The organism is Nocardiopsis sp. CC223A (assembly GCF_030766825.1).
Lineage (GTDB): Bacteria > Actinomycetota > Actinomycetes > Streptosporangiales > Streptosporangiaceae > Nocardiopsis.
Genome location: NZ_JASFDV010000040.1, coordinates 1 through 19,560, shown reverse-complemented (window position 1 = coordinate 19,560; position 19,560 = coordinate 1). Strand labels below are relative to the sequence as shown.

Sequence of the window (19,560 nt, the reverse complement as noted above, 5' to 3'; positions counted from 1 at the left end):
CGCAAGCGGCTCCAGGTACCCCACCCACCCCGCGTTTCTCCGGCCGGCCGCGCAAGTGCGGGTCGTGTCCGTAGACCTCGTCGCCGACCGCTCACGTGTGGGGGGTGTGCTCCAGGACGGCGGCAGCGGCGATCCTCTGCCGGGCCAACTCGGGCTCGGTGGCGAAACGGGTCGTGTCGGGGACCCCGGCCGCGTGTCGACGGGTGGCGCCACCGGTCCAGGACGCGAGCAGGTAGAGGCGGTGGTCGATCAGCGCGTGCCCGGTCGGGAACTATCCCTGGTTTCCATGCCCTACGGGCTTTATGAGGTGATCTCAACGAGTTCGGAGACCGGGAGGAAAGCCACGAACAGCAGAAATGCGATACCGGGGTGTGAACCGTCGTTACCCTGACACGGGCGTGGAGCCCCAGGTAAAAGGCGAGGTGACGAAACCGTGCCGGTCCACCTGAAAGGCTCCACGTGGTTCCCTGTACTGCCACCCTCGACGTGCCCGTGGACACCGTTCGGCGCGTTTCCTCCCTCTCGGCGGCCGAGCGCCGCCGCGTCGGCACCCCCGCCCGTTCCCGGTCCTTGTCCTGCTACAAGCAGGCCGTCCTGCTCCTGCGATGGTTCTGCGATGACACCTCCATCGAGGCCCTGGCCAGGGACGACCATATCTCCCGCGCCACCGGCTACCGCTACATCGACGAGGGCGTCGCGGTCCTGGCCGACCAGGCCCCCGACCTGCACCAAGTCCTCGAACACGCCCGCACCGCGCCCGCCAGGCCGATCGTGCCGGACGGCAAGCTCTTCGCCTGTGATCGCTGCTCGGAGAAAGGCTCCGACGGCAAGAAGGACCTCTGGTACAGCGGCCACAGGCACCGCCACGGCGACAACGTCCAGTTCCTCGCCGACGCCCGCGGAGAACCCTTGTGGGTGTCCGATGTCGAGCCCGGATCGACCGCGGACATCACCGCCGCCCGCCTGCACGTGTTCCCTCTTTTGCACAAGGCCGCGGCCGAGGAGCTGGTGGTGCTCGCCGATCCCGGATACGACGGGGCGGGAACCGGTGTGCACACCCCCGCTCAAGCGCCCGCCCGAAGTGGACGAGGAGCGCTGGGACGTCGACGACCGGGCCCGCAACCTGCTGCTACGTGGTCTGCGGTGCATCGGCGAGCGCACGATGGCGGTACTGGTCGGCCGGTGGCGGGTGTTGCGGCACACCACGATGAGCCCGTGCAAGATCGGCATGATCGTGCAGGCCGCTCTGGCGTTGACCACCATAGAAAAACAAACTCGTTGAGATACCTCTGTAGACGGCGAAGGCGACGAGTTCAGCAGGCCCGTAAAGCCCTCAGGGAACGCCTTCCGCCGACTTCTCGGCTTCTCCTCCGAGGGGTTCCACCCGTTGTTCAAAGCCGGGCCGATCCGGAACCGGACCGCTGAAGGACGCTGGATAAGGTGAAGCTCGCGACGGCCGGGGCCGCCCCCGCCGCGCGATCCCTGACCCCTGACGAGGAGCCCGATGTTCACCACACCCCTCGGCGACGGTGCCGAGCTGGGCCCGCTCGAACCCTGGCACGCCCAGGAGTTCCTGGACCACATCGACCGGGGCCGGGAGTTCATCGGCCGCTACGTCGGTCTGCCCGACCTGGTCACCGACCTGGAGTCGAGCCGCGCCCACCTCCAGCGCTACGCCGACAAGACCGCCGCGGACACCGGGCGCATCTGCGGGATCCGGCTGGACGGGAAGCTGGTCGGCGGCGTGCTGCTGCCGCAACTGGACACCGCCCAGGGCACCGCCGAGGCGGGCTGCTGGCTGGAGCCCGCCGCCTCCGGCCGCGGCCTCGTGACCCGGGCCGTCCGAGTGCTCATCGACTGGGCGATCCGGGAGCGCGGGGTGCACCGCGTCGAGTGGCACGTGGACACGGAGAACGCCCCCAGCATCGCGGTGGCCCGCCGCCTGGGCATGACCCGGGAGGGCGTGATGCGCGGCAACTACCTGTACCGGGGCAGCCGCCGGGACACCGAGGTCTGGTCCGTCCTGGCCCCGGAGTGGCAGGCGGCCTGACGCCCCCGGTCACGGTGGGTGAACCGTTGGCCCGATGCCTACCATGAAGGCATGACCTTCAACGGTTCCCCTGCCCGGCAGCCCGAATCCCCCTCCCCGAACCCGGCTTGGTCGTGGATCGGCCCGGCCCTGGCCGGCCTGGCCGCCCTGGCGACCCTGGGACTCGTCACCCCCCTCCTGCTCTGGTACACCTTCATCCGGCTGCGGAACCTGCTCTCGTTCCTGTGCGCGCTCGCCGCCTCCGCGCTGCTGGCGGCCTTCGTCGTCATCGACACGGAGAGCGATCTGAACCTGCTGGTCTTCCTCGTACTGTGGCTGGGCGGGGCCGGTGCCTCCTTCTACCTCTTCCGTGTCCTGGCGGTGCGCCGGTCGATGCGGGGCGGCAACGCCGCGGTCGAGGAGCAGATCCGGCGGCGCCGGGAGCTGCGCTCCCAGGCCCGGCGGATCGCCGCCACCGAGCGCATGCACGCCATCGAGCTGGGCATCGGCCGCCCCGACCTGGGCACGGGCTTCGACGACGGCGGCCTGGTCGACGTCAACCACGCCCCCGCCGGAGTGCTGGCCCGACTGCCCAGGCTGACCCCGGAGAACCTGCGCCGCTTGGAGGAGATGCGCGCGGCAGGCGTGCTCTTCTCCTCGGCCGAGGAGCTGGCCGCCGCGGTGGACGTCGACCCGCGCCGGGTGCCGGAGCTGGCGGAGTACGCGGTCTTCCTCTGAGCACCGCAGGCCCCGCCCGCCCCGGGTCACTCGGGCACGATGCCCCGGCGGACGGCCTCCGCCCCCAGCTGGAACCGGCTGGAGCTGTCGAGCATCTCCGCGACCTCCGACACGTAGCGCCGTACGGTCCGGACCGACATGCCGAGCTTCTTGCCCACGACCTCGTCGGTGTGACCGCGGTCCAGGAGAGCGCACACCGCCCGGTGCATCGGCGAGGGCCCGTCCTGCGCCCTGGGCGGCGAGGTCCGCTCCAGGTCCTGGAAGGGGACGGCGTTCTCCCAAATCCGCTCGTACATCCGCCGGAAGAACGCCACCACGTGCGCGTCGGTCAGCACCGACGCCCCCGGCGGACCGTCCTCGCCCCGGGCGTGGGACAGCAGGACGAGGTCATCGTCGAAGACGATCATCCGGTCGAACAGCTCGCTGGACGTGCGCACTTCTCCCCCGGCCGCGACCAGGTCGTTGACGTACGCCCGGGTGGCCAGGTGAGCGCCGGACGAGTGCTGGTACAGCACCCGGACCCGGACGCCCCGGCGCACCAGGGCGAGGTCGTTCTCGCGGGCCTGGGAGATGGTCTCCGGGGGCCGGCCACCGCCGGGTTGCAGGGTGAGGACCTCCCGCTCGCACGTCCGGGACGCCACATGGATGAGGTCCCTGATGCGCCGGGGATCGTCCAGGTTCAGAACACCCGACGCGCTGCTCAGCCGGCGGGTGAAATGGTTGCGGTGCACGGGGAGGAACGAGCGGATCCGGTCTCGTCTGTGGATGAGGTCCTCGCGTTCGCCGTCCAGGATCCGCAGGCGCGAACGCACGACGTTCGACTCCGCCGTTTCCGGGCTGACCGGATACAGGCGGCCGTCGTCCCCCTCTTCGAGAAGCCCCAGGCCGACGAGGGTCTCATGGGCCCAGCGGATGTCCCGGGGATGGGAGGCGAGCCGGTCGGCGAGCCGGGATTCGTCGTATCCGCCCATCTCAAGACAGTGCTCGTAGACGTTCTCCACAAGGGACGGATCTTTGAGTCCGCTCTCGTCGCCCAGCACAAGGCCTCCCCATGGTCCCCGATCCCAGGAAGACTGTACTTTATGTATGGTTTTATGCGCTTTTCGGGCAAACACGGAGGCGTCCTCACACGTCGCGGTACTCCTGCGGGATCTCCCGGATCGAGCGCAGCGGGGACAGCAGCAGGGGCAGCCAGGACAGCCCGCACAGACCCGCGCCGATCCACAGCGCCGCGCACACCCCCCACGTCTGCGCTACCGCCCCGGACCAGGCCGCGCTCAGGGTCAGCGTCCCGGTGAGGAGGAACCTCATCGTCGCGGTCATCCGTCCGAGCATGGCGTCGGGTGTGACCTCCTGGCGCAGGCTCACCTGGACGACGTTGTGGACGCCGACCGCGAACTGGTTCAGCGCCCACCCCCCGGCCGCGACCCAGAACCACACACCCTCCCCGACGAACGGGACGGCCAGGGCCCCGGCGCCCGCGCACAGGCCGGTCGGCCACAGGCACCGCCCCCGGCCCAGACGTGCGGCGATCGGCCCGGCGGCCAGGGAGCCGAGCAGGATCCCGACCCCGCCGACCATGAAGAACAGGCCGACCCGGCCCTCTCCCCCGCCGTCCGCCAGGACCGCGACCGGGACCATGACAATGAGGGCGTTGAGTCCCAGGTTCGTGATCACCGACGCGACCGCGACCGGCCTCAGCAGGCGGTGTCCGACCACGAACCGCACACCCTCGCGGATGTCGGCCGCCAGCCGGGTCCCGGCGCGGGGCACGGACTCCGGTTCCCGGCGGCGGATCGGCAGCAGCGCCAGCGCCGAGCCGATCACGGTGAACGCGTTGAACAGCACCACGGCCGGGGCCCCGGCGACCTGGACCAGGTACCCGCCCGCCCCGCGGCCCGCGATGCTCGCCGTGGAGGAGGCCCCGGTGAGCGCCGAATTGGCACGCAGCAGCCCGCCGTCGGGGACCAGGGAGGGCAGGTGGCTCTGCTGGGCGACCCGGGTGAAGACCGTTGTCGCGCCCCCGATCAGCACACACGCGTACACCTGCCACAGTGTCAGGACGCCCGCGTACCACGCCAGCGGGATCGACAGCAGCACCAGCCCGTGGCACAGGGCCCCGGTGAACAGGATCGGCCACCGCCTGGCGCGGTCCACCCACACCCCGGCGGGCAGCCCGATGACCAGGAACGCGGCGGTGGAAAGCGCACCGATCACCCCGACCTCCCCGGGCGACGCCCGGAGCAGGACGATGGCCATGAGGGGGATCGCGATCGCCCCCATCTCGGTACCGGTGTCGGCCAGGGCGCGGGAGGCGAAGAACCATCGGAAGTCGCGCCCCAGGGCGGTCCTGTGCGCGGTGGCCCCGGGGTGCGGAGCGGAGGTACCGGACGGTGCGGGCATCGTGTGCCTTTCCAGGGCGTGCGGGTCAGAGGGTGGCGGGTTCCGGTGCGGGCCGGGTCCGCACGGTGATCGAGGCCGCGGCCGACGCGGCCTCGGCGGTGGCCGACGCCGCGTCGGGGCCGATCGCGATCACGTACCCGGGCCGGTCCCAGGAACTGGTGGTGCCGCGGACCGTGTCCCCCTCCCGGGCTCCGACCCTGACGTCGCGCACCGCGGGCCGATCGGCCACTCCGGACACGCCCTCCACCGCCTCCACCAGACCGGGCTCCACGTCCAGGAAGCGGATCGCGGCCGCGCCGTCGGCGGTGCGGCCGGTGCGGTCGACGACCGGCCCGCCCTCCTCCAGCACGTGGACCAGGTCCCGGACCAGATGGCCGCCGTAGACCAGGTCGACCAGGTCGGTGAGCCGGTCGCCGGGCGGCCGCCCGGCGCACTCGATCAGGTGCGGGTGCGCACCCGCGTCGAGGATCCATTCGGCGTGCAGGATGCCCGAGCCGAACCCCGTGGCCCGGATGAGGCCGTCCATCGCCTCGGTGAGTTCCGCGGCGACCGGGACGGGCAGCGGTGCGGGGAGCACATGGCCGCTCTCCACGGGGTACAGCGGGTCGTCCTGCACGGACTTGGCGGTGATGTTGGTGAACAGTGCCCGGCCCCGCCGCACCAGCACCTCCACACTGACCTCGGGGCCGTGGACCCGCTCCTCCACCAGGTAGCGGGGGCGCAGGGCGCCGGGGGCCCGCATCCCGGCCTCGTCGGCGGTCGTGGTGTGCGCCCAGGCCGCGGCGGCGTCGGCGGGTCCGTCGAGGATGCGGACCCCCACGCTGGCCTGCCGGTTGGCGGGTTTGAGGACGCACCCGCGCGGCGCGGACGCGGCGAAGTCCCGCACCCCGTCGGCGTCGCCGACCTCCGCCCACCGGGGCTGGGGCAGCCCGGACCGGCCCGCGGTCCGGCGCAGCTCGACCTTGTCCCGGAGGCGGCGGGCCGCGGCGAGCGTCGCACCGGGCAGGCCCCACGCCTGGGCGAGGGCCGCGGCGGCGACCGCTCCGTATTCGACGGAGGGGACGACCGCGCGGACACGTGGCGGTCGGGGCACCGCGTCCGCGAACCGGTCGGCGGCCGCCTCGTCCTGGCAGGGGGCGGACATGAGCAGCGCGGCACTGGGGTGGGCACCGATCCGGTCACGCACCCCGCGCTTCTCGATGACCTCGGGTTCCTCCAGGACCAGCACCGACCCGGGCGGGAGGAAGCGGTCCAGGTCGGAGAGCACGGACCGGCTGTAGCCGACGAGCACGTGCGTCGCGGAGTCGAACGGGGAACGGGACGGTGCGGGCATCTCCACCTCCGGTGGGAGCGGGGTCGGGGATCAGGCGTCCGCGGGCGGGCACAGGGCGCGCAGGGCGGTGTTGGCCGCCACGGCGGCCTGCGGGTCCGGGGCGGTGAAGTGGACCTCGGTGTTGGGGGAGCCGTTCTCGCCGGGGGTACGGACCTCGATGACGCCGGGGACCGTGCGGGCCGCATCGGCCGTGCGGGCGTCCCCGGGCAGATGCGTCCAGCAGAAGACCCGCCCGGGGTGGGGACCGGGCACGGGGGGACGTTCCCCGAGGGAGGCGGCGACGAAGCCCTCCCACAGGTCGAGGCCGAACGCGTGCGCCCACATGCGGGGGACGCCGAGTCCGGCGGGCCGGGTGGTCACCTCGCCCACCACGTGGCCGTCGGGGGTGGCGAAGACCTCCAGGTGGGTGACACCATCGCGCAGCCCCAGCGCGCGCACCACCCGTTCGTGCAGGTCGCGGACGGCGTGCGCGTGCGGGTCGGCGGGGTCGAGCAGGCGGCTCCCCTGGAGTCCGCCGGGGGCGTCCAGCGGCGGGGCGAAGTAGCACGAGGCCGCCGCGGCGTGGATCTCCCCGGCGTGGAGGAGGCCGTCGCAGTGGTACTCGTCCAGGACCGTGAGCCGGCGTTCGACGAGGATCGGCACCCCGCGGGCGGCCAGGTCGTCGAGTTCCCCGGCGGCCGCGCGTTCGGCGGCGTCCCGGGGTGACGCCAGCCGGTGGGTGGCCCGGGACCCGGAGCCGAACACCGGTTTGACCACCGCGGGGCCGCCCAGGCATGCGACCGCGTCGGGGACCCCGGCGAGGTTCGGCACCTGGACGAAGTCGGCGACGGGAATCCCGGCGGCGCGCAGGCGCTCCTTCATGGCGCGTTTGTGGGAGGTCCACACGGCCTGGTCGAGGGACGTTCCCGGGACCCCGAGCAGGGCCCGGACGAGCGCCGCGGCGACGATGCCCTTCTCGGTCGCGGCGATGACGGCGTCCACGGGCCCGCTCTCGGCGACCCGCCGCGCGGCCTCGCCGACGGCGGTCAGGTCCTCGAAGCCGGGCAGGGGGACGGTCTCCCAGCCCGAATGGAAGTCGGCGTAGCGGTCCCGGGCCAGGACCCGCACCCGGACGTCGGGGCGGCGGCGCAGGACCCGCAGGACCTCGGGCTTGTCGGAGTTGAGCAGCAGGACGCCGCGGGGTTCAGTGGTCACGGGTGGTCTCCGACTCGGTGGTGGGTGAGCACGGACGCCTCCTCGTCCAAGACGGCCCAGGCCGGTCGGGGTCCGCGCACGGGGCCGACGTTGACGACGTACCGCCGTCCGGGCTCCAGCGGGATCTCCCTGCCGAACCCGAAGGGCACCCGGACGCAGTCCTCGTCACCCGGGCCGACGAGGTGCAGGGCGCTGCGGTGGTGGTGGCCGTGCAGGAGGAGGCGCGGGTCGCCCGGTCCGGGGACCGGCGACCACACACCCGGTTCGGGCTCGCGCCAGCGCATCAGGTGGCCGTGGCGGTACAGGGCGCGGTCGGTGCGGATCTCGGTGTCCGCGAACAGCAGGGGCAGGGCCCAGTCGGGCAGCTCCGATGGGGGGACGAGGCCGGTGATCCGCTCCTCCTGGTTCCCCCGCACCGTTCGGGCGTCCGCCAGGAGGGTCCCGAGTTCGGGATCGGCGTCGAAGACCCCGTCCAGGGAGCGGAACACGTGGCGGGGTACGTCGGCCTTGCCCACCAGGCAGTCGAACACGTCGCCCAGGCACAGGAGGGCGTCCACCCCCTGGCGTTCGATCCCGGCCAGGACCGCGCGCAGGCCAGGCGTGTCCCCGTGGATGTCGGTGACGACGGCGTAGCGCACGGCTCAGCCCTCCGCCCCGGCGGTCACCGCGCCGGTGTCGATCCGCACCCGGGCCAGGGTCTCCTCGCAGAGCCGCTCCGCCTGGTCGGGCCCGGGGCCCTCGGCGAGCACGTACCCGGCGCGGTCCTCGGACCGCCGGACCTCCCGCACCCGGTCGCCGGGGCGCACGTCCACGGACACCACCGTGCCCGGGGCCGCCGGTTCTGGCGGGGAGACCGATCGGACCACGCCCGGCGGGGGGCACAGGAAGCGGATGGCCGCGCCCGCACGGGCGGGCACCGGGCCGGCCGGTGCGGGGAGCAGGCCCAGGGGGACGCCCACCGTGAGGGCGGCCAGGTCCACCCCGTACGCCCGCAGGACCAGTTCCCGGATCTTGTCACCGCCGATGCGGTCGTGCGACTCGATGATCCGGGGGCCCGCGGGGGTGAGGCGCAGCTCGGTGTGGGTGGGGCCCTCGCGCAGACCGATCAGGTCGAGGAAGGCCAGAACGAGGTCCACCGCGCGGTCGCGCTCAGCGGCGGGCAGCCGGCTGGGCACGGTGTGGCCGCGTTCGACGAAGTGGTCGCCCAGGAGCTTGTCGGTGACCGCCACCGGTGTGTGCCGGCCTCCGGCCGAGAAGCACTCGACGCTGATCTCGGTGCCGTCCAGGTATTCCTCCGCGATGGCGTCGGTTCCGCCCGCCGCGGTGAACCGCCGCCAGGCCGTCCGCGCCCCGCCCGGGCCTTCGACCCGGACGACGGCGTGGCTCCCGGCCCCGGTGGCGGGCTTGAGCACGGCCGGACCGCGGAGGACGGCGAGGAAGTCGGCCAGGTCGGCGGCGGAGTCCACCGCCCGGTGGCGGACGGTGCCCAGGCCGTGCGCGGCGAGCAGTGCCCGCATCCTCCGCTTGTCCTTGAGGAGCCGCACGGTACGGGCCGGGTTGCCGGGGACGCCGAGCCGTTCGGCGGCCTCGGCCGCCGGAACCAGTCCGGACTCGGTGAGCGAGAGCACTCGTGCCAGACCGCGTGTCCGGTGCGTCCGCTCCAGGGCGCCCCGGACCGCATCGTGGTCGTCCAGCGAGGGGACGGCGACGGTCTCGGCATTCCCTGCGGCGGCGGGGATCCCGTCCTCCTCGGCGTGGACGAAGACCGCGTCCACGCCGAGGGCGTGGACGGCCCGCAGCAGCGGGGCGGTCCCCGCCACCACGGCGACGACCGGCCGGGCGGTCACCGGGGACACGTGTCCGCCGTCCCGCCGTCCGGGACCGCCCCGGTGCCGGGGGCCGCGCCCTCCGGTTCCGGGGACGCCCCCGGAGTGCCGAACCGGCGCTCCAGGTAGGCGATGATCTCGGCGTTCTCCCGGAGCCGGCCGGGGATCACCGTGTCACCGTCCACCAGCGCGGGGATGTACTTGGTCCCGGTCACGCGGATGAGTTCGTACCGCTCCTCCCGCGGTTTGGGCACGTTGACGTTGACGTAGGAGACCTGGAGCCGGGTGAGCAGCTCACGGACCGGTTTGCAGTCGGGGCAGGTCTCGCGCTGGAAGAGAACGAGCATCAGGAGTGCGCCTCCCGGTAGGTCCGGACGGCCTCCCCGACGCCGGCCCCCGGGGTGAACCGGTGGCCGAGGTCGGCGAGGGACAGTTCGACGGCGGTGAGGATCGCGCTCAGGTCCAGGATGTCGACGGCGCCGACGTGCCCGACCCTGATGAGGCGGCCCTTGAGGTGGGCCTGCCCCCCGGTCATGCTGACGCCGTAACTCTCGGAGAGGACCCTGAGCAGCCGGGTGGTGTCGATCCCCTCCGGGGCCAGCGCCGACGTGATCACGTGCGAGCGCCGGTGCGGTTCCCGCACGAAGGGGGTGAATCCGAGGGCGTCCAGAGCGCGTCCGGCCGCCCGGGCCAGCACCGCGTGCCGTTCCCGGAAGGCGGGCAGTCCCTCCTCGGCCAGCATCGCCAGCGACTCCTCCAGCGCCTGGACGAGGGAGACCGCCGGGGAGGAGGACGACAGGGGGTGGAAGCGGCGGAGGCGGTCGAACGACCAGTAGTAGCTCGGCCCGGAGGCCTTCTCCACGGCCCACCACGCCCGGTCGGAGACCGAGACGAACGCCAGCCCGGGCGGGAGCATGAATCCCTTGTGGGAGGCGGCGAGCACGACGTCCAGCCCCCAGGCGTCGGCCTCCAGCGGGTGGACCAGCAGACCGCTGATCGCGTCGACCACGACCACGACGTCCGTGCCGCGGAACAGGTCGCCGATCGCGGCGACGTCGTTGAGCACACCCGTGGACGTCTCGCTGTACACCACCAGGACGCCCTTGACCCCCGGGTGCGCGGCGTGGGCCGCGGCCACCCGCTTCGGGTCGGCGCCGGTCCCCCAGCCGCTCTCCACGACGTGCGGCACCAGGCCGTAGGCGGCGGCGATGTCCCGGAAGCGTTCACCGAAGTAGCCGTTGCTGACCACCAGGACCTCGTCCCCGGGGGAGAAGCAGTTGGCGACCGCCGCCTCCATGACGCCGGTACCGGAGGACGCCACGGTGTACACCGGGCCCTCGGTGCCGAACAGCGGGGGCAGGCCCGCGTTGACCCGGTCGAACAGCGCCTCCATCTGGGGCGAGCGGTGGTGGACGATCTCCCGGGCCCCGGCCAGCAGGAGTCGTTGGGGCACCTCGGTGGGTCCGGGTGTGGCGAGGCGGAGCCTCATCGGTCCTCTCCCTTCAGGCGGGCGTCCACCAGCACCGTGCGGGTGGCCGGTTTGAGGTCGAAGTCGAAGAGCACCACGCGGTGCGAGGGGGAGATGTCCAGGGCCCCGTCGCGGAACGGCACCAGCAGACCGGTCCCCAGCAGGGAGGACCGCAGGTGCGAGAACCCGTTGGGGTCCCCCGTGGTCAGCTCGTGCATGTAGCGGACGCCGTCGTGGGGGGCGGCCCGCTCCAGCGCGCGCAGCAGGTCCTGCACCGCGCCGGGCTCGTAGCGCATGAGGGTCAGCCCGACGGTGCTGCCCCGCGCGAACACCCCGGCGAGTCCCTCGACGGCGCCCGCGTCCACCAGGGCGGCGGTGATGTCCGCGGTCAGGTCGTGGTGGAATCCCGGACCGGTACTGGCGACCTCCAGCCGGATCACGCGATCGCCTCCGCGGACAGGAGTGCGGGTACCCGGCCGGGGCGCAGGTCCCCGGGGCCGGTCACGGTCCAGGCGGGCACCCCGGCCAGGGACCGGACGATCCGGTCGCGCGCCGGGGCCGCCGCGTCGCGGCGGTCGTCGAGGAAACCGTGCCAGCCCGCGTGCGCACCCTCGAACGCCGACTCCACGTTGGCGGCCAGGACGGCGGCGTGCTCGGCGCGGTCGCCGCGGTAGGCGGCCACCTCGGTGTCCTGCCCCGGACCGATCGCCGGGTGCAGGATCACCGCGACCGGCGCCCGCGTCCCCAGGGGCGCCCCCGGGAACCGCTCGCGGAACCGGCGGGGGTCGACGGCGAACTTCCCCAGGGGTGAGAACGCGTGGCCGACGGGCGGGACGTGGTCCTCGCCCAGGCCCGCGATGTCCGGCAGACCGGGGTACTTGGCGATGGTGCCGTACCCGAGGTGGGGGTAGTCGGGCCAGCCGGCCGCCAGGACCCGGCCGTCCTCCTCCAGCCGGAGCACGGTCTTGTCCCCGCTCATGACCCGGTGGCCGAAGTGCTCCACGAGCTCCAGCAGGAGGGTGCTCTTGCCCGCGCCCTTGGCCCCGGTGGCCAGGACCGCCCGGCCGTCCTTCTCCGCGCAGGTGGCGTGCAGGACGGCGGCGCCCCGGTTCTCCTGGTCCTTCAGGATGACGTCGCGCAGCAGCTCGACCAGGTCCATCGCGCCCCCGGGCGGGACGGCGGCGTCGATGCGCCGGGCCGCGCGGTCGAAGCGGAACCGGGTCCCGGTCCGGGTGCAGTGGACGTACTCGCACCCGTCCTCGCGGGCCCTCCGGGCCGGGATGGTGAAGAAGTCGCTCGCGCTCTTGCGGACGTGGACGTCCTCCCAGGCGGCGTCCGCCGCGGGGGCGTGGCGCTCGCCGGGTGCGGCCGACAGGTGCAGGGAGAGCACGGGCTCTCCGAGGGCGCCGGGGGCGTCCACCGCCACGTGCGTCCCCAGGAACTCCAGGGCGCCGTCCAGGCCGGTCCCCGGTTCGGCGTGCACGTCCAGCACGGTGTCCAGGAAGGAGAGGGATTTCATTCGGCGACCTCCGCCAGCTCACGGCCCAAGGCCTCGTAGTGGTTCTGCCGTTCCAGCATCAGGGCGGTCCCCTGGAGGTCGAAGACCTCCTTGAGCGGGGCGATCTCGGGCTCGATGTGGAAGGTGGTGCCGTCGTCGATGATCCGGTGCAGGGTCTCGCGCATGGCCCGGATGGCGCTGCGCAGCGCGTGGTTGGCGTAGATCGCCATGGCGAACCCGCGCTCCTCCAGCTCGACCGCGGTCACCCGGTTGTAGGTGGTGGGCACCACCACGACCGGCAGGTCGCCGTCGTAGGCCTCGCGGAAGGCGTAGACCTCGTCGGGCTCGGCGATCTTGGAGTGGATGAGCAGGGCGTCGGCCCCGGCCCGCTCGTACACCTCGGCACGGCGCAGCGCCTCGGCCATGCCCCTCCCGGAGATGAGCGCCTCCAAGCGCGCCACCACGACCAGTTCCTCCCTGGTCTCCGTGGCCGCACGGATCTTCGCCGCGAAGTCGTCCAGGGGCGCGAGTTCCTGGTCCCCTTCGACGAAGCTGTTGAGCTTGGGGAAGCGCTTGTCTTCGACGCAGACCCCGGCGACCCCCCGGGCCTCGTAGGAGCGGACCATGTGGACGACGTTGCCCACACCCCCGTACCCGGAGTCGCAGTCGGCCAGCAGGGGGATCTCCAGCGCGGCGGCCATGTCCGCCGCCGCGCGCAGGCAGTCCGGCATGCTGAGGATGTTGGCGTCGGGCACCCCGGCGGCGGCGGAGATCTCCAGCCCGCTCGACCAGACGACGTCGAATCCGGCCTCCTGCGCCAGGCGTGCGCTCAGGGAGTTGTGCGCCCCCATCGCACGAGCGAGTCCGGGCCCTTCCAGGGTGGTGCGCAGGCGTCGGGCGGGGCTCGGTGCGGCTGTGTTCGTCATCGGTTCATGTCCTCGCAGATGGTCTCGACGGCCTCGTCCGACACCCGGTGGGGTCGGCTCTTCCCCAGCCGGCGCCCCACGTCCCACGGGTCCGACCCGTGGGCGGCGCTGATCTTGTCGACCCGCTCCTGGAAGTAGTAGTGGTGGTCGTTGATCCCTGCGGCGATCTCCGCCCGGCGCACCACCATGGGCCGGGGCAGGACCCGTTCGGCCACGTACTCGGATGCCTCGCACACGGCCGCCGGGTCCGCACCGGTGCGGTAGCGGTCCCACCGGGTGAGGAACGCGGCGGCCCGTTCCGTGGCGAGGTTCCCGGCGCCGCGGGCCATGCCGCACAGCGAGGCGTCGAGCCACCCGGCCCCGGCGTCCAGGGCGGCGATCGCGTTCGCCGCGGCCAGGCCGAGGTTGTCGTGGGTGTGCACACCGATCGGGGCGGTGATGGACCCCCGCAGGACCTCGACGCGGTCGCGCAGGCCGTCCGGGGTCAACGAGCCGAACGAGTCGGCGATGTAGAACACGTCCGGCGGTGCGGGCGCCAGGCTCTCGGCGATCCGCCGCAGTTCGTCGGTGTCGACGTAGCTGACCGCCATCAGGTTGACGCTCACCCGCAGGCCCAGTGCGCGCACGGCGTCGAGGTAGGCGGGCAGGGCATCGGTGTTCCACGGGTAGGAGGCCACCCGCACCAGCGTGACCGGGCTGTCGGGCAGGTCCGCCAGGGACCGTGCCGGGCACACGGCGGGGACTGCCATCACCGCCAGTTCGGCGTGCGAGGTCTCCGGCAGGGACGCCAGGTACTCGGGCGGGCAGTGGGCCGCGATGCCCGCGGTGGGGCTGGTCCGGCTGCCGGAACCGCCGCGGTAACCGACCTCGATGACGTCGACCCCGGCGCGGTCCAGGGTGGAGACGATGGTGTGGGCGTCGGTCTCGGTGAACCCCCAGTCGTTCTGGTTCCCCCCGTCCCTGAGGGTGCAGTCCAACAGGCGCGGCGCGATCATCTCGTCCTCTCCCGTCCTCGTTCCAGCCCTTCCCGAAAGCGGGAGACGAGCCGTTGCGGTGTGTGCCGGACCCGCCCGGCGGGGTGCCCGGTCCGGGGAGGGCAGCGGATGTGCAGCAGGGTCGGCGGGTCGGCGTCGCGCAGGGCGGCGCGGATCTCCTCCGCGGACCCGGCGGAGCGGGCCGCCGCGTAGCCCGCGGCCAGGGCCAGGGCGGCGGGGTCTCCGGTCGGGGAGGTGCGCTGGCCCCCGGTGCTCTCGTGGGAGCCGTTGTCCAGGACCACGTGGACGAGGTCCGGGCGGTGCCCGGCGATCATCGGCAGGCAGCCCGGGTTCATGGCGAAGGAGCCGTCCCCGTCGAGGACGAGGACGCGGCGGCCGGGGTGCGCGAGGGCGACACCCAGGCCGACAGGGGCGGCCATGCCCATCGAGCCGACCAGGTACAGGTTGGCGTCGGTGTCCTCGATGCCGTGGGCGTCACGGGTGATGAACCCGCAGGTGGTCACACGGAGCGAGAACGGTTCCGCGTCGAAGAGGGTGCGGATGGCCGCACGGATGTCCATCACTCAGATCCCCTCCCGAACGATCAGTACCGAGGGCCCCTGGGAGAGGCCTTCGAGGCAGGTCTCCACGGACCCGTACGGATCGCCGTGGTCGAGGACGTTCCACGGCAGGGAGAAGACGTCGAGGAGGCGGGTGAGCTCCCGGCCGATGACGTCGTGCTCCACGGCGTCGGCGGAGTGGCCGCGCCAGCTGACCACCAGGGGCGTGTGGACGTCGTAGATGAGGTTGAACGAGGTGATGACGTTGAGGCAGTAGCCGAGTCCGGAGTTCTGCATCAGCACGGCGGCCGGAGTGCCGGCCACGGCCAGCCCGGACGCCACCCCGAGCGCGGTGTCCTCACGGGGGGCGGGGAGGTATCGCACGGGTTCCGGTGCGTCCTCCAGAGCGTGGAAGAGTCCCTTGAGGAGGGAGCAGGGAACACCGGTGAAGTGATGCACCCCGGCGCGGGTGAACGCGTCGAGCACACTCTCGGCGACACCGGGTGAACCGGACGCACGGGTTCCGGCGGAATCATGGGAGGGCAATGCTCCGACCTTTTCCTGGTTCCGGTTCCTAGTTCCAGCCGGTGTCCGCCAGGAAGGGGGCCTCACCGGTGAGAAGGAGGGAAAGGACCGCGACGGCGGTGAGGGTGATGAGCGTCAGGTTCTTCATATGCCATTCCTGCACGGGAAGTTCGTGGATCGGGTACCTCTTCTCGGAGCACACCGTTGGGCTCTCACAAGGTCGAGATGCTCACACAGTGAAGAAGATCCGGACAATGCCGCCGCAATGTCCTCTTCCTGCATGACAACTTCGGGTCACTGGCGGGCGACCGGGCGTGCCGCCGGAATCCGGAGAAAACGCAGACGGGAGCACGTCCGCGGGGACGGCGGCGATCGGACCGGCCCCGGTGACCTGATCCGGCCACACCCCCGCCCGTCCCGCATCGTGGACGCCCGGTCGGGGTCGCACGGCCGCGGGGAGGCGGGTACCGGGCCCGCGGACGGTAGCCGGACCGAAACCCCGCCCGCGCTGGACCGGCAGAGCCCGCCGGGATGCTCCTTGGAATTCCGGACCATTCGGGACCCTATCCCGGTCGCCTTGCTTTGCCGCTTCCGTTGTTACAAAAGAGGAAACCCGAGGACACGCTACGGAGAATGGTCGATACGACCCCTATCGACTTTCCTGACCGCATGTTATTTTCTTGCCGCCCGGGGGACCGCGCACAAAACGAACGAAGAGGCTGACCATGCCCGAATCCACGGCTCTGGACATCGACCTGCCCGAGCTGAACTTCGACGACATGGAGGTGATGAGCGTCCGCGAGGCCGTCGCCGTTCCCGAGACCGGCGCCACCAGCGGCTCCAGCAGCTGCACCTCCACCTCCTGCTGCGGCTCCAGCAGCTGCTGCTCCGGCGGTTCCTGCGGCTGACCCCGCACGCCGCCGACAGGCCGGGGCCAGGCCCCGGCGGGTCACCGACGAGTCGCTCCACGTGCAACGCGACCCTTTTCCATCCCCCGTTCCCCGACGTCCAAACCCCCCGTTCCGCATTCGCGCTGCTTAAGCGATAAACCCGTTGACCGTTCCCGGCTCCTCCCTTCCCCGAGGGCGCTGCCGCCCCCGGGAAAAGCCCCACTTCCCAGATAGGGAAAAGCCGTGCCCGGTCGTCCGGTCAAAGCGTGAACGAATGGGTGATGTTCTCGTGTCCTCTACGAAAGGTTCCCCATGCAGGACTCTCCCGCCATCGAACTGCCCGACCTCGACTTCTCCGACATGGAGGTGATGAGCGTCCGCGAGGCCGTCGCCGTCCCCGAGACCGGCGCCACCAGCGGCTCCAGCAGCTGCACCTCCACCTCCTGCTGCGGCTCCAGCAGCTGCTGCTCCTCGGGCTCGTGCGGCTGATCCGGCCCTGACCCGGCCCTGAGCGGATCCGGGTTCGGATCCGATCCGCGCCCAGGGCGGTTCCCCACCGGTCGGGGGGCCGCCCCCACCCCGCGAACCCCACGAGAACACCGAGGGCAGCACGTGCACCGCAGCGACACCGGCGGCTCCGGCGACCCCGCGTCCGCCGCCTCCACCGACCACGCCATCGAGGCCACCGGCATCACCAAGGACTACGGCAAGGGGGAGGTCCTCCACGGCATCGACTACCGGGTGCCCACCGGTACGGTCTCCGCCCTGCTCGGCCCCAACGGCGCCGGGAAGACCACCCTCATCGAGATCCTGGAGGGGCACCGCGGCCGCACCTCGGGGCGGCTGTCCGTTCTGGGGCTCGATCCCGGGAACCGCCGCGACTTCGCCCGGCTGCGCACCCGGATGAGCGTCGTCCTCCAGCAGTCCATGCTCGAACCCGGGCTGTCGGTGCGCGACATCCTGCGCCGCCACGCCTCCTACTACCCCGACCCGGTGGGCCCGGACGAGATCCTCGACCAGGTCGACCTCGCCGAGAAGCGCGGCGCCCTGGTCAAGTCCCTCTCCGGCGGCCAGCTCCGCCGCCTCGACCTGGCGCTGGCCCTGACCGGCCGCCCCGAGCTGCTCTTCCTCGACGAGCCCACCACCGGTCTGGACCCGGTGTCGCGCCGCCGCATCCGCGGTCTGGTCGCGGGGCTGCGCGACAGCGGCACCACCGTCGTCCTGACCTCGCACGACCTCGCCGAGGTGCAGGAGCTGGCCGACCGGGTGGACGTCATCCGCGACGGCTCCCTCCTCGCCTCGGGCACTCCGGACGAGCTGGTCCGGTCCTCCTCGGCGTTCACCGTCGTGGAGTTCGCCGACCCGGGTGTGGCCGCCGACCGCCTCCCCGCCGGGGCCGACCTGGTCAACGGCCGGGTGCGCATCCACACCGACGACCAGGACGCCGTGGTCCGCGACGTCCAGGCCTGGGCTGAGCGGGAGAAGACCACCATCAGCGGGCTGACCATCGTGCCGCCCACCCTCGACGACGCCTACCTGGCGATGCTCGACGCGGGTGCGGAGAAGACCACCACCGACAGGACCAGCGCCGGGACGACCACCTCGGGGAAGGCCGTATGAGCACCACCGACACCGCGCCCGCCGCCCCCCGCGCGGGGGCCCGCGCCAACGGGCTGCGCACCTTCCTCCTGCACGTCGACGGGGAGCTCAAGGAGTTCTGGCGCTCCCCGATCACGCTGGCGTTCATCGTGCTGATGCCGGTGATGTTCTACGTCGGCTTCGGGCTGGCGTTCCGCTCCCAGGGCGACACCGTCCTGGACCTGGACGACTACTCGATCACCCAGGCCAACCTGAGCTTCGGCGGCGTCCTGGGCTTCGCCCTGATGTCGGTGGCGTTCGCGAACGTGGCGATCGGACTGGCGATCCGCCGCCACCACGGGCTGTTCAAGCGCTTCCGGACCACCCCGGTCAAGCCGGTCACGGTGATGGGCGCCTACCTCGCCAACACCCTGCTGACCACGGTCATCGTGCTCGCGGTGATCGTCGGGATCGGGATGTTCATGGGCGTGAGCGTCCCCGCGGACCGCGTCCCGCTGTTGCTGGCCGCGGTCGCGCTCGGGTTCGTGTGCATGGCCCCGCTGGGCGCGGCGGCCTCCCTGCTGCCGCCCAGCGCCGACGCCGCGGTACCGATGATCAACGGCGTCTTCTTCCCCACCGCCTTCCTGGCGGGCGGGTTCATCATCCTGCCGCTGGGCGACACCCTGGGCGCGATCGTGGACGTGCTGCCCGGGCGCCCGCTGACGATCCTGTTGCACGGGGCCCTGTCGGAGAGCGGCCGGGTCTGGCACTGGCCGTCGGTGTGGCTGCTGCTGGGCTGGTCGCTGCTGGGCACCGTGGCGGCGCTGCGCTGGTTCCGGTGGGCGTCGGAGCGGGAGCCGCGCGGGTTCGGTTCGGGCAGGCGCAAGGCCGCGGACGCGGGCACGGAGGGCGCGTGAGCACACCCCGTCCCGCCGACCGCTTCGACCTCGTGGAGGGGCCCTACCTGGTCTCCCGCGTGAACCTGTACCCGTACCGCCCGCTGCGCTCGGACCGCGCGGACCTGGAGCGGGACCTGCTGCGCACCCTCGCCGAGGAGGAGGTGCACCGCGAGCGCATCCGCGAGCACCTGCTCCAGGCCCTGCACCTGCTCGCCCCGACCCTGGAGGACGAGGCCGACCGGCGGACCGCACTCGCCGTCAAACGCGACGTCTTCAACCGGCGCCCGCCGCGCACCCCCCTGGTCGGCGACCCGCTGGCCTGGCGGATCGGGGCACTGGGCGAGTGGGCCGACAGCTGGGAGCGGACCCGGGCGGCGACCGCCGCCCTGGACGACGCGCACCCGGCCGTGCTGGCCGCCGAGCGCGCCGAACTCGCCGCGTGGGCACGCGACCCGGCCACCGACCGCAGCACCGCGCTGTCCAGCCCGGACCTGCACCGGGCGGTGGCGGCGCGGGCGGCGGCCCCGGCCGGGCGGGCCCCGGACAAGCGGATGCGCAAGGCCGAGCCGTCCCTGGTGCGCTACCACTCCCGGTCCACGGTCAAGGTGAGCCCGTACTCGCTGTACACCGGTGTGTTCTTCGACGACCTGGAGCACCCGGTCTCGCCGGCCCGGGACGGGGAGCCGCTGCGCTCCGCCACGGTGGCGGGGCTGCGCCGG

21 protein-coding genes and 2 pseudogenes are annotated in these 19,560 nt (G+C 72.7%); 8 read left to right on the top strand and 15 right to left on the bottom strand.

What is annotated here, in order from left to right; genetic code table 11:
* Window positions 1-91: 91 nt before the first annotated feature.
* Window positions 92-250: a hypothetical protein gene (locus QJS33_RS17095; protein WP_372339675.1), complete on the bottom strand. Its 159-nt coding sequence runs from the start codon at window positions 248-250 to the stop codon at window positions 92-94.
* Window positions 251-459: 209 nt separating this feature from the next.
* Between QJS33_RS17095 and QJS33_RS17090 the strand changes: the two are divergent.
* The 3 genes and pseudogenes from QJS33_RS17090 (at window position 460) to QJS33_RS17080 (ending at window position 2,767) form a co-directional block, all read left to right on the top strand.
* Window positions 460-1,282, top strand: a pseudogene (locus QJS33_RS17090) (transposase family protein).
* Between the two features lie 222 nt (window positions 1,283-1,504).
* Window positions 1,505-2,050 carry a GNAT family N-acetyltransferase gene (locus QJS33_RS17085; protein WP_306368987.1) on the top strand — a complete coding sequence of 182 codons (546 nt, stop codon included), beginning with the start codon at window positions 1,505-1,507 and terminating at the stop codon, window positions 2,048-2,050.
* A 51-nt stretch (window positions 2,051-2,101) separates the two neighbouring features.
* The gene (locus QJS33_RS17080) at window positions 2,102-2,767 is read left to right on the top strand and encodes a hypothetical protein (RefSeq protein ID WP_306368986.1); all 666 of its coding nucleotides are present in this window, start codon (window positions 2,102-2,104) and stop codon (window positions 2,765-2,767) included.
* A gap of 26 nt (window positions 2,768-2,793) precedes the next feature.
* Here the strand turns inward: QJS33_RS17080 and QJS33_RS17075 are convergent, their stop codons facing one another.
* The 14 genes from QJS33_RS17075 to QJS33_RS17010 all read right to left on the bottom strand — a co-directional run bounded on the left by QJS33_RS17075 (window position 2,794) and on the right by QJS33_RS17010 (window position 15,435).
* Window positions 2,794-3,807 carry a DUF6879 family protein gene (locus tag QJS33_RS17075; RefSeq protein ID WP_306368985.1) on the bottom strand — a complete coding sequence of 338 codons (1,014 nt, stop codon included), beginning with the start codon at window positions 3,805-3,807 and terminating at the stop codon, window positions 2,794-2,796.
* A gap of 85 nt (window positions 3,808-3,892) precedes the next feature.
* Window positions 3,893-5,170, bottom strand: coding sequence for an MFS transporter (locus QJS33_RS17070; RefSeq protein WP_306368984.1), 1,278 nt, complete (start codon window positions 5,168-5,170; stop codon window positions 3,893-3,895).
* A 25-nt stretch (window positions 5,171-5,195) separates the two neighbouring features.
* Window positions 5,196-6,503 carry an ATP-grasp domain-containing protein gene (locus QJS33_RS17065; protein ID WP_306368983.1) on the bottom strand — a complete coding sequence of 436 codons (1,308 nt, stop codon included), beginning with the start codon at window positions 6,501-6,503 and terminating at the stop codon, window positions 5,196-5,198.
* A 30-nt stretch (window positions 6,504-6,533) separates the two neighbouring features.
* A complete protein-coding gene (locus QJS33_RS17060; RefSeq protein WP_306368982.1) occupies window positions 6,534-7,697 on the bottom strand; it encodes an acetyl-CoA carboxylase biotin carboxylase subunit family protein in 1,164 nt (387 codons plus the stop codon).
* Window positions 7,694-8,335, bottom strand: a complete 642-nt coding sequence (locus QJS33_RS17055) for a metallophosphoesterase (RefSeq protein WP_306368981.1) — start codon at window positions 8,333-8,335, stop codon at window positions 7,694-7,696. The genes QJS33_RS17060 and QJS33_RS17055 overlap by 4 nt, the downstream gene beginning before the upstream one ends.
* 3 nt (window positions 8,336-8,338) lie before the next feature.
* Window positions 8,339-9,553 carry an ATP-grasp domain-containing protein gene (locus tag QJS33_RS17050; RefSeq protein ID WP_306368980.1) on the bottom strand — a complete coding sequence of 405 codons (1,215 nt, stop codon included), beginning with the start codon at window positions 9,551-9,553 and terminating at the stop codon, window positions 8,339-8,341.
* Window positions 9,541-9,870 (bottom strand): glutaredoxin domain-containing protein, encoded by a 330-nt coding sequence (locus tag QJS33_RS17045; protein ID WP_306368979.1) that lies wholly within the window; start codon window positions 9,868-9,870, stop codon window positions 9,541-9,543. The genes QJS33_RS17050 and QJS33_RS17045 overlap by 13 nt, the downstream gene beginning before the upstream one ends.
* The gene (locus QJS33_RS17040; protein WP_306368978.1) at window positions 9,870-11,012 is read right to left on the bottom strand and encodes an alanine--glyoxylate aminotransferase family protein; all 1,143 of its coding nucleotides are present in this window, start codon (window positions 11,010-11,012) and stop codon (window positions 9,870-9,872) included. The genes QJS33_RS17045 and QJS33_RS17040 overlap by 1 nt, the downstream gene beginning before the upstream one ends.
* Window positions 11,009-11,431 (bottom strand): YjbQ family protein, encoded by a 423-nt coding sequence (locus QJS33_RS17035; RefSeq protein WP_306368977.1) that lies wholly within the window; start codon window positions 11,429-11,431, stop codon window positions 11,009-11,011. The genes QJS33_RS17040 and QJS33_RS17035 overlap by 4 nt, the downstream gene beginning before the upstream one ends.
* The gene (locus QJS33_RS17030; RefSeq protein WP_306368976.1) at window positions 11,428-12,510 is read right to left on the bottom strand and encodes a hypothetical protein; all 1,083 of its coding nucleotides are present in this window, start codon (window positions 12,508-12,510) and stop codon (window positions 11,428-11,430) included. The genes QJS33_RS17035 and QJS33_RS17030 overlap by 4 nt, the downstream gene beginning before the upstream one ends.
* Window positions 12,507-13,415 (bottom strand): isocitrate lyase/phosphoenolpyruvate mutase family protein, encoded by a 909-nt coding sequence (locus QJS33_RS17025; RefSeq protein WP_306368975.1) that lies wholly within the window; start codon window positions 13,413-13,415, stop codon window positions 12,507-12,509. Before QJS33_RS17025 ends, QJS33_RS17030 begins: the two co-directional genes overlap by 4 nt.
* On the bottom strand, window positions 13,412-14,410 hold the full coding sequence (locus QJS33_RS17020) for a hypothetical protein (RefSeq protein ID WP_306368974.1): 999 nt from the start codon (window positions 14,408-14,410) through the stop codon (window positions 13,412-13,414). The genes QJS33_RS17025 and QJS33_RS17020 overlap by 4 nt, the downstream gene beginning before the upstream one ends.
* Window positions 14,407-14,970: a thiamine pyrophosphate-dependent enzyme gene (locus QJS33_RS17015; RefSeq protein ID WP_306368973.1), complete on the bottom strand. Its 564-nt coding sequence runs from the start codon at window positions 14,968-14,970 to the stop codon at window positions 14,407-14,409. The genes QJS33_RS17020 and QJS33_RS17015 overlap by 4 nt, the downstream gene beginning before the upstream one ends.
* Before the next feature lie 3 nt (window positions 14,971-14,973).
* Window positions 14,974-15,435, bottom strand: a complete 462-nt coding sequence (locus QJS33_RS17010; protein ID WP_306368972.1) for a thiamine pyrophosphate-binding protein — start codon at window positions 15,433-15,435, stop codon at window positions 14,974-14,976.
* A 764-nt stretch (window positions 15,436-16,199) separates the two neighbouring features.
* Between QJS33_RS17010 and QJS33_RS17005 the strand changes: the two genes are divergently transcribed.
* The 5 genes and pseudogenes from QJS33_RS17005 to QJS33_RS16985 form a co-directional block, all read left to right on the top strand.
* Window positions 16,200-16,382, top strand: coding sequence for a thiazolylpeptide-type bacteriocin (locus QJS33_RS17005; RefSeq protein WP_220564355.1), 183 nt, complete (start codon window positions 16,200-16,202; stop codon window positions 16,380-16,382).
* Between the two features lie 294 nt (window positions 16,383-16,676).
* A complete protein-coding gene (locus QJS33_RS17000; protein WP_306368971.1) occupies window positions 16,677-16,853 on the top strand; it encodes a thiazolylpeptide-type bacteriocin in 177 nt (58 codons plus the stop codon).
* A gap of 123 nt (window positions 16,854-16,976) precedes the next feature.
* The gene (locus tag QJS33_RS16995; RefSeq protein WP_306368970.1) at window positions 16,977-17,984 is read left to right on the top strand and encodes an ABC transporter ATP-binding protein; all 1,008 of its coding nucleotides are present in this window, start codon (window positions 16,977-16,979) and stop codon (window positions 17,982-17,984) included.
* Window positions 17,981-18,859: an ABC transporter permease gene (locus QJS33_RS16990; protein ID WP_306368969.1), complete on the top strand. Its 879-nt coding sequence runs from the start codon at window positions 17,981-17,983 to the stop codon at window positions 18,857-18,859. Before QJS33_RS16995 ends, QJS33_RS16990 begins: the two co-directional genes overlap by 4 nt.
* Window positions 18,856-19,560: pseudogene (locus QJS33_RS16985) on the top strand (lantibiotic dehydratase); the annotation flags it as partial. The gene QJS33_RS16990 and the pseudogene QJS33_RS16985, both read left to right, overlap by 4 nt.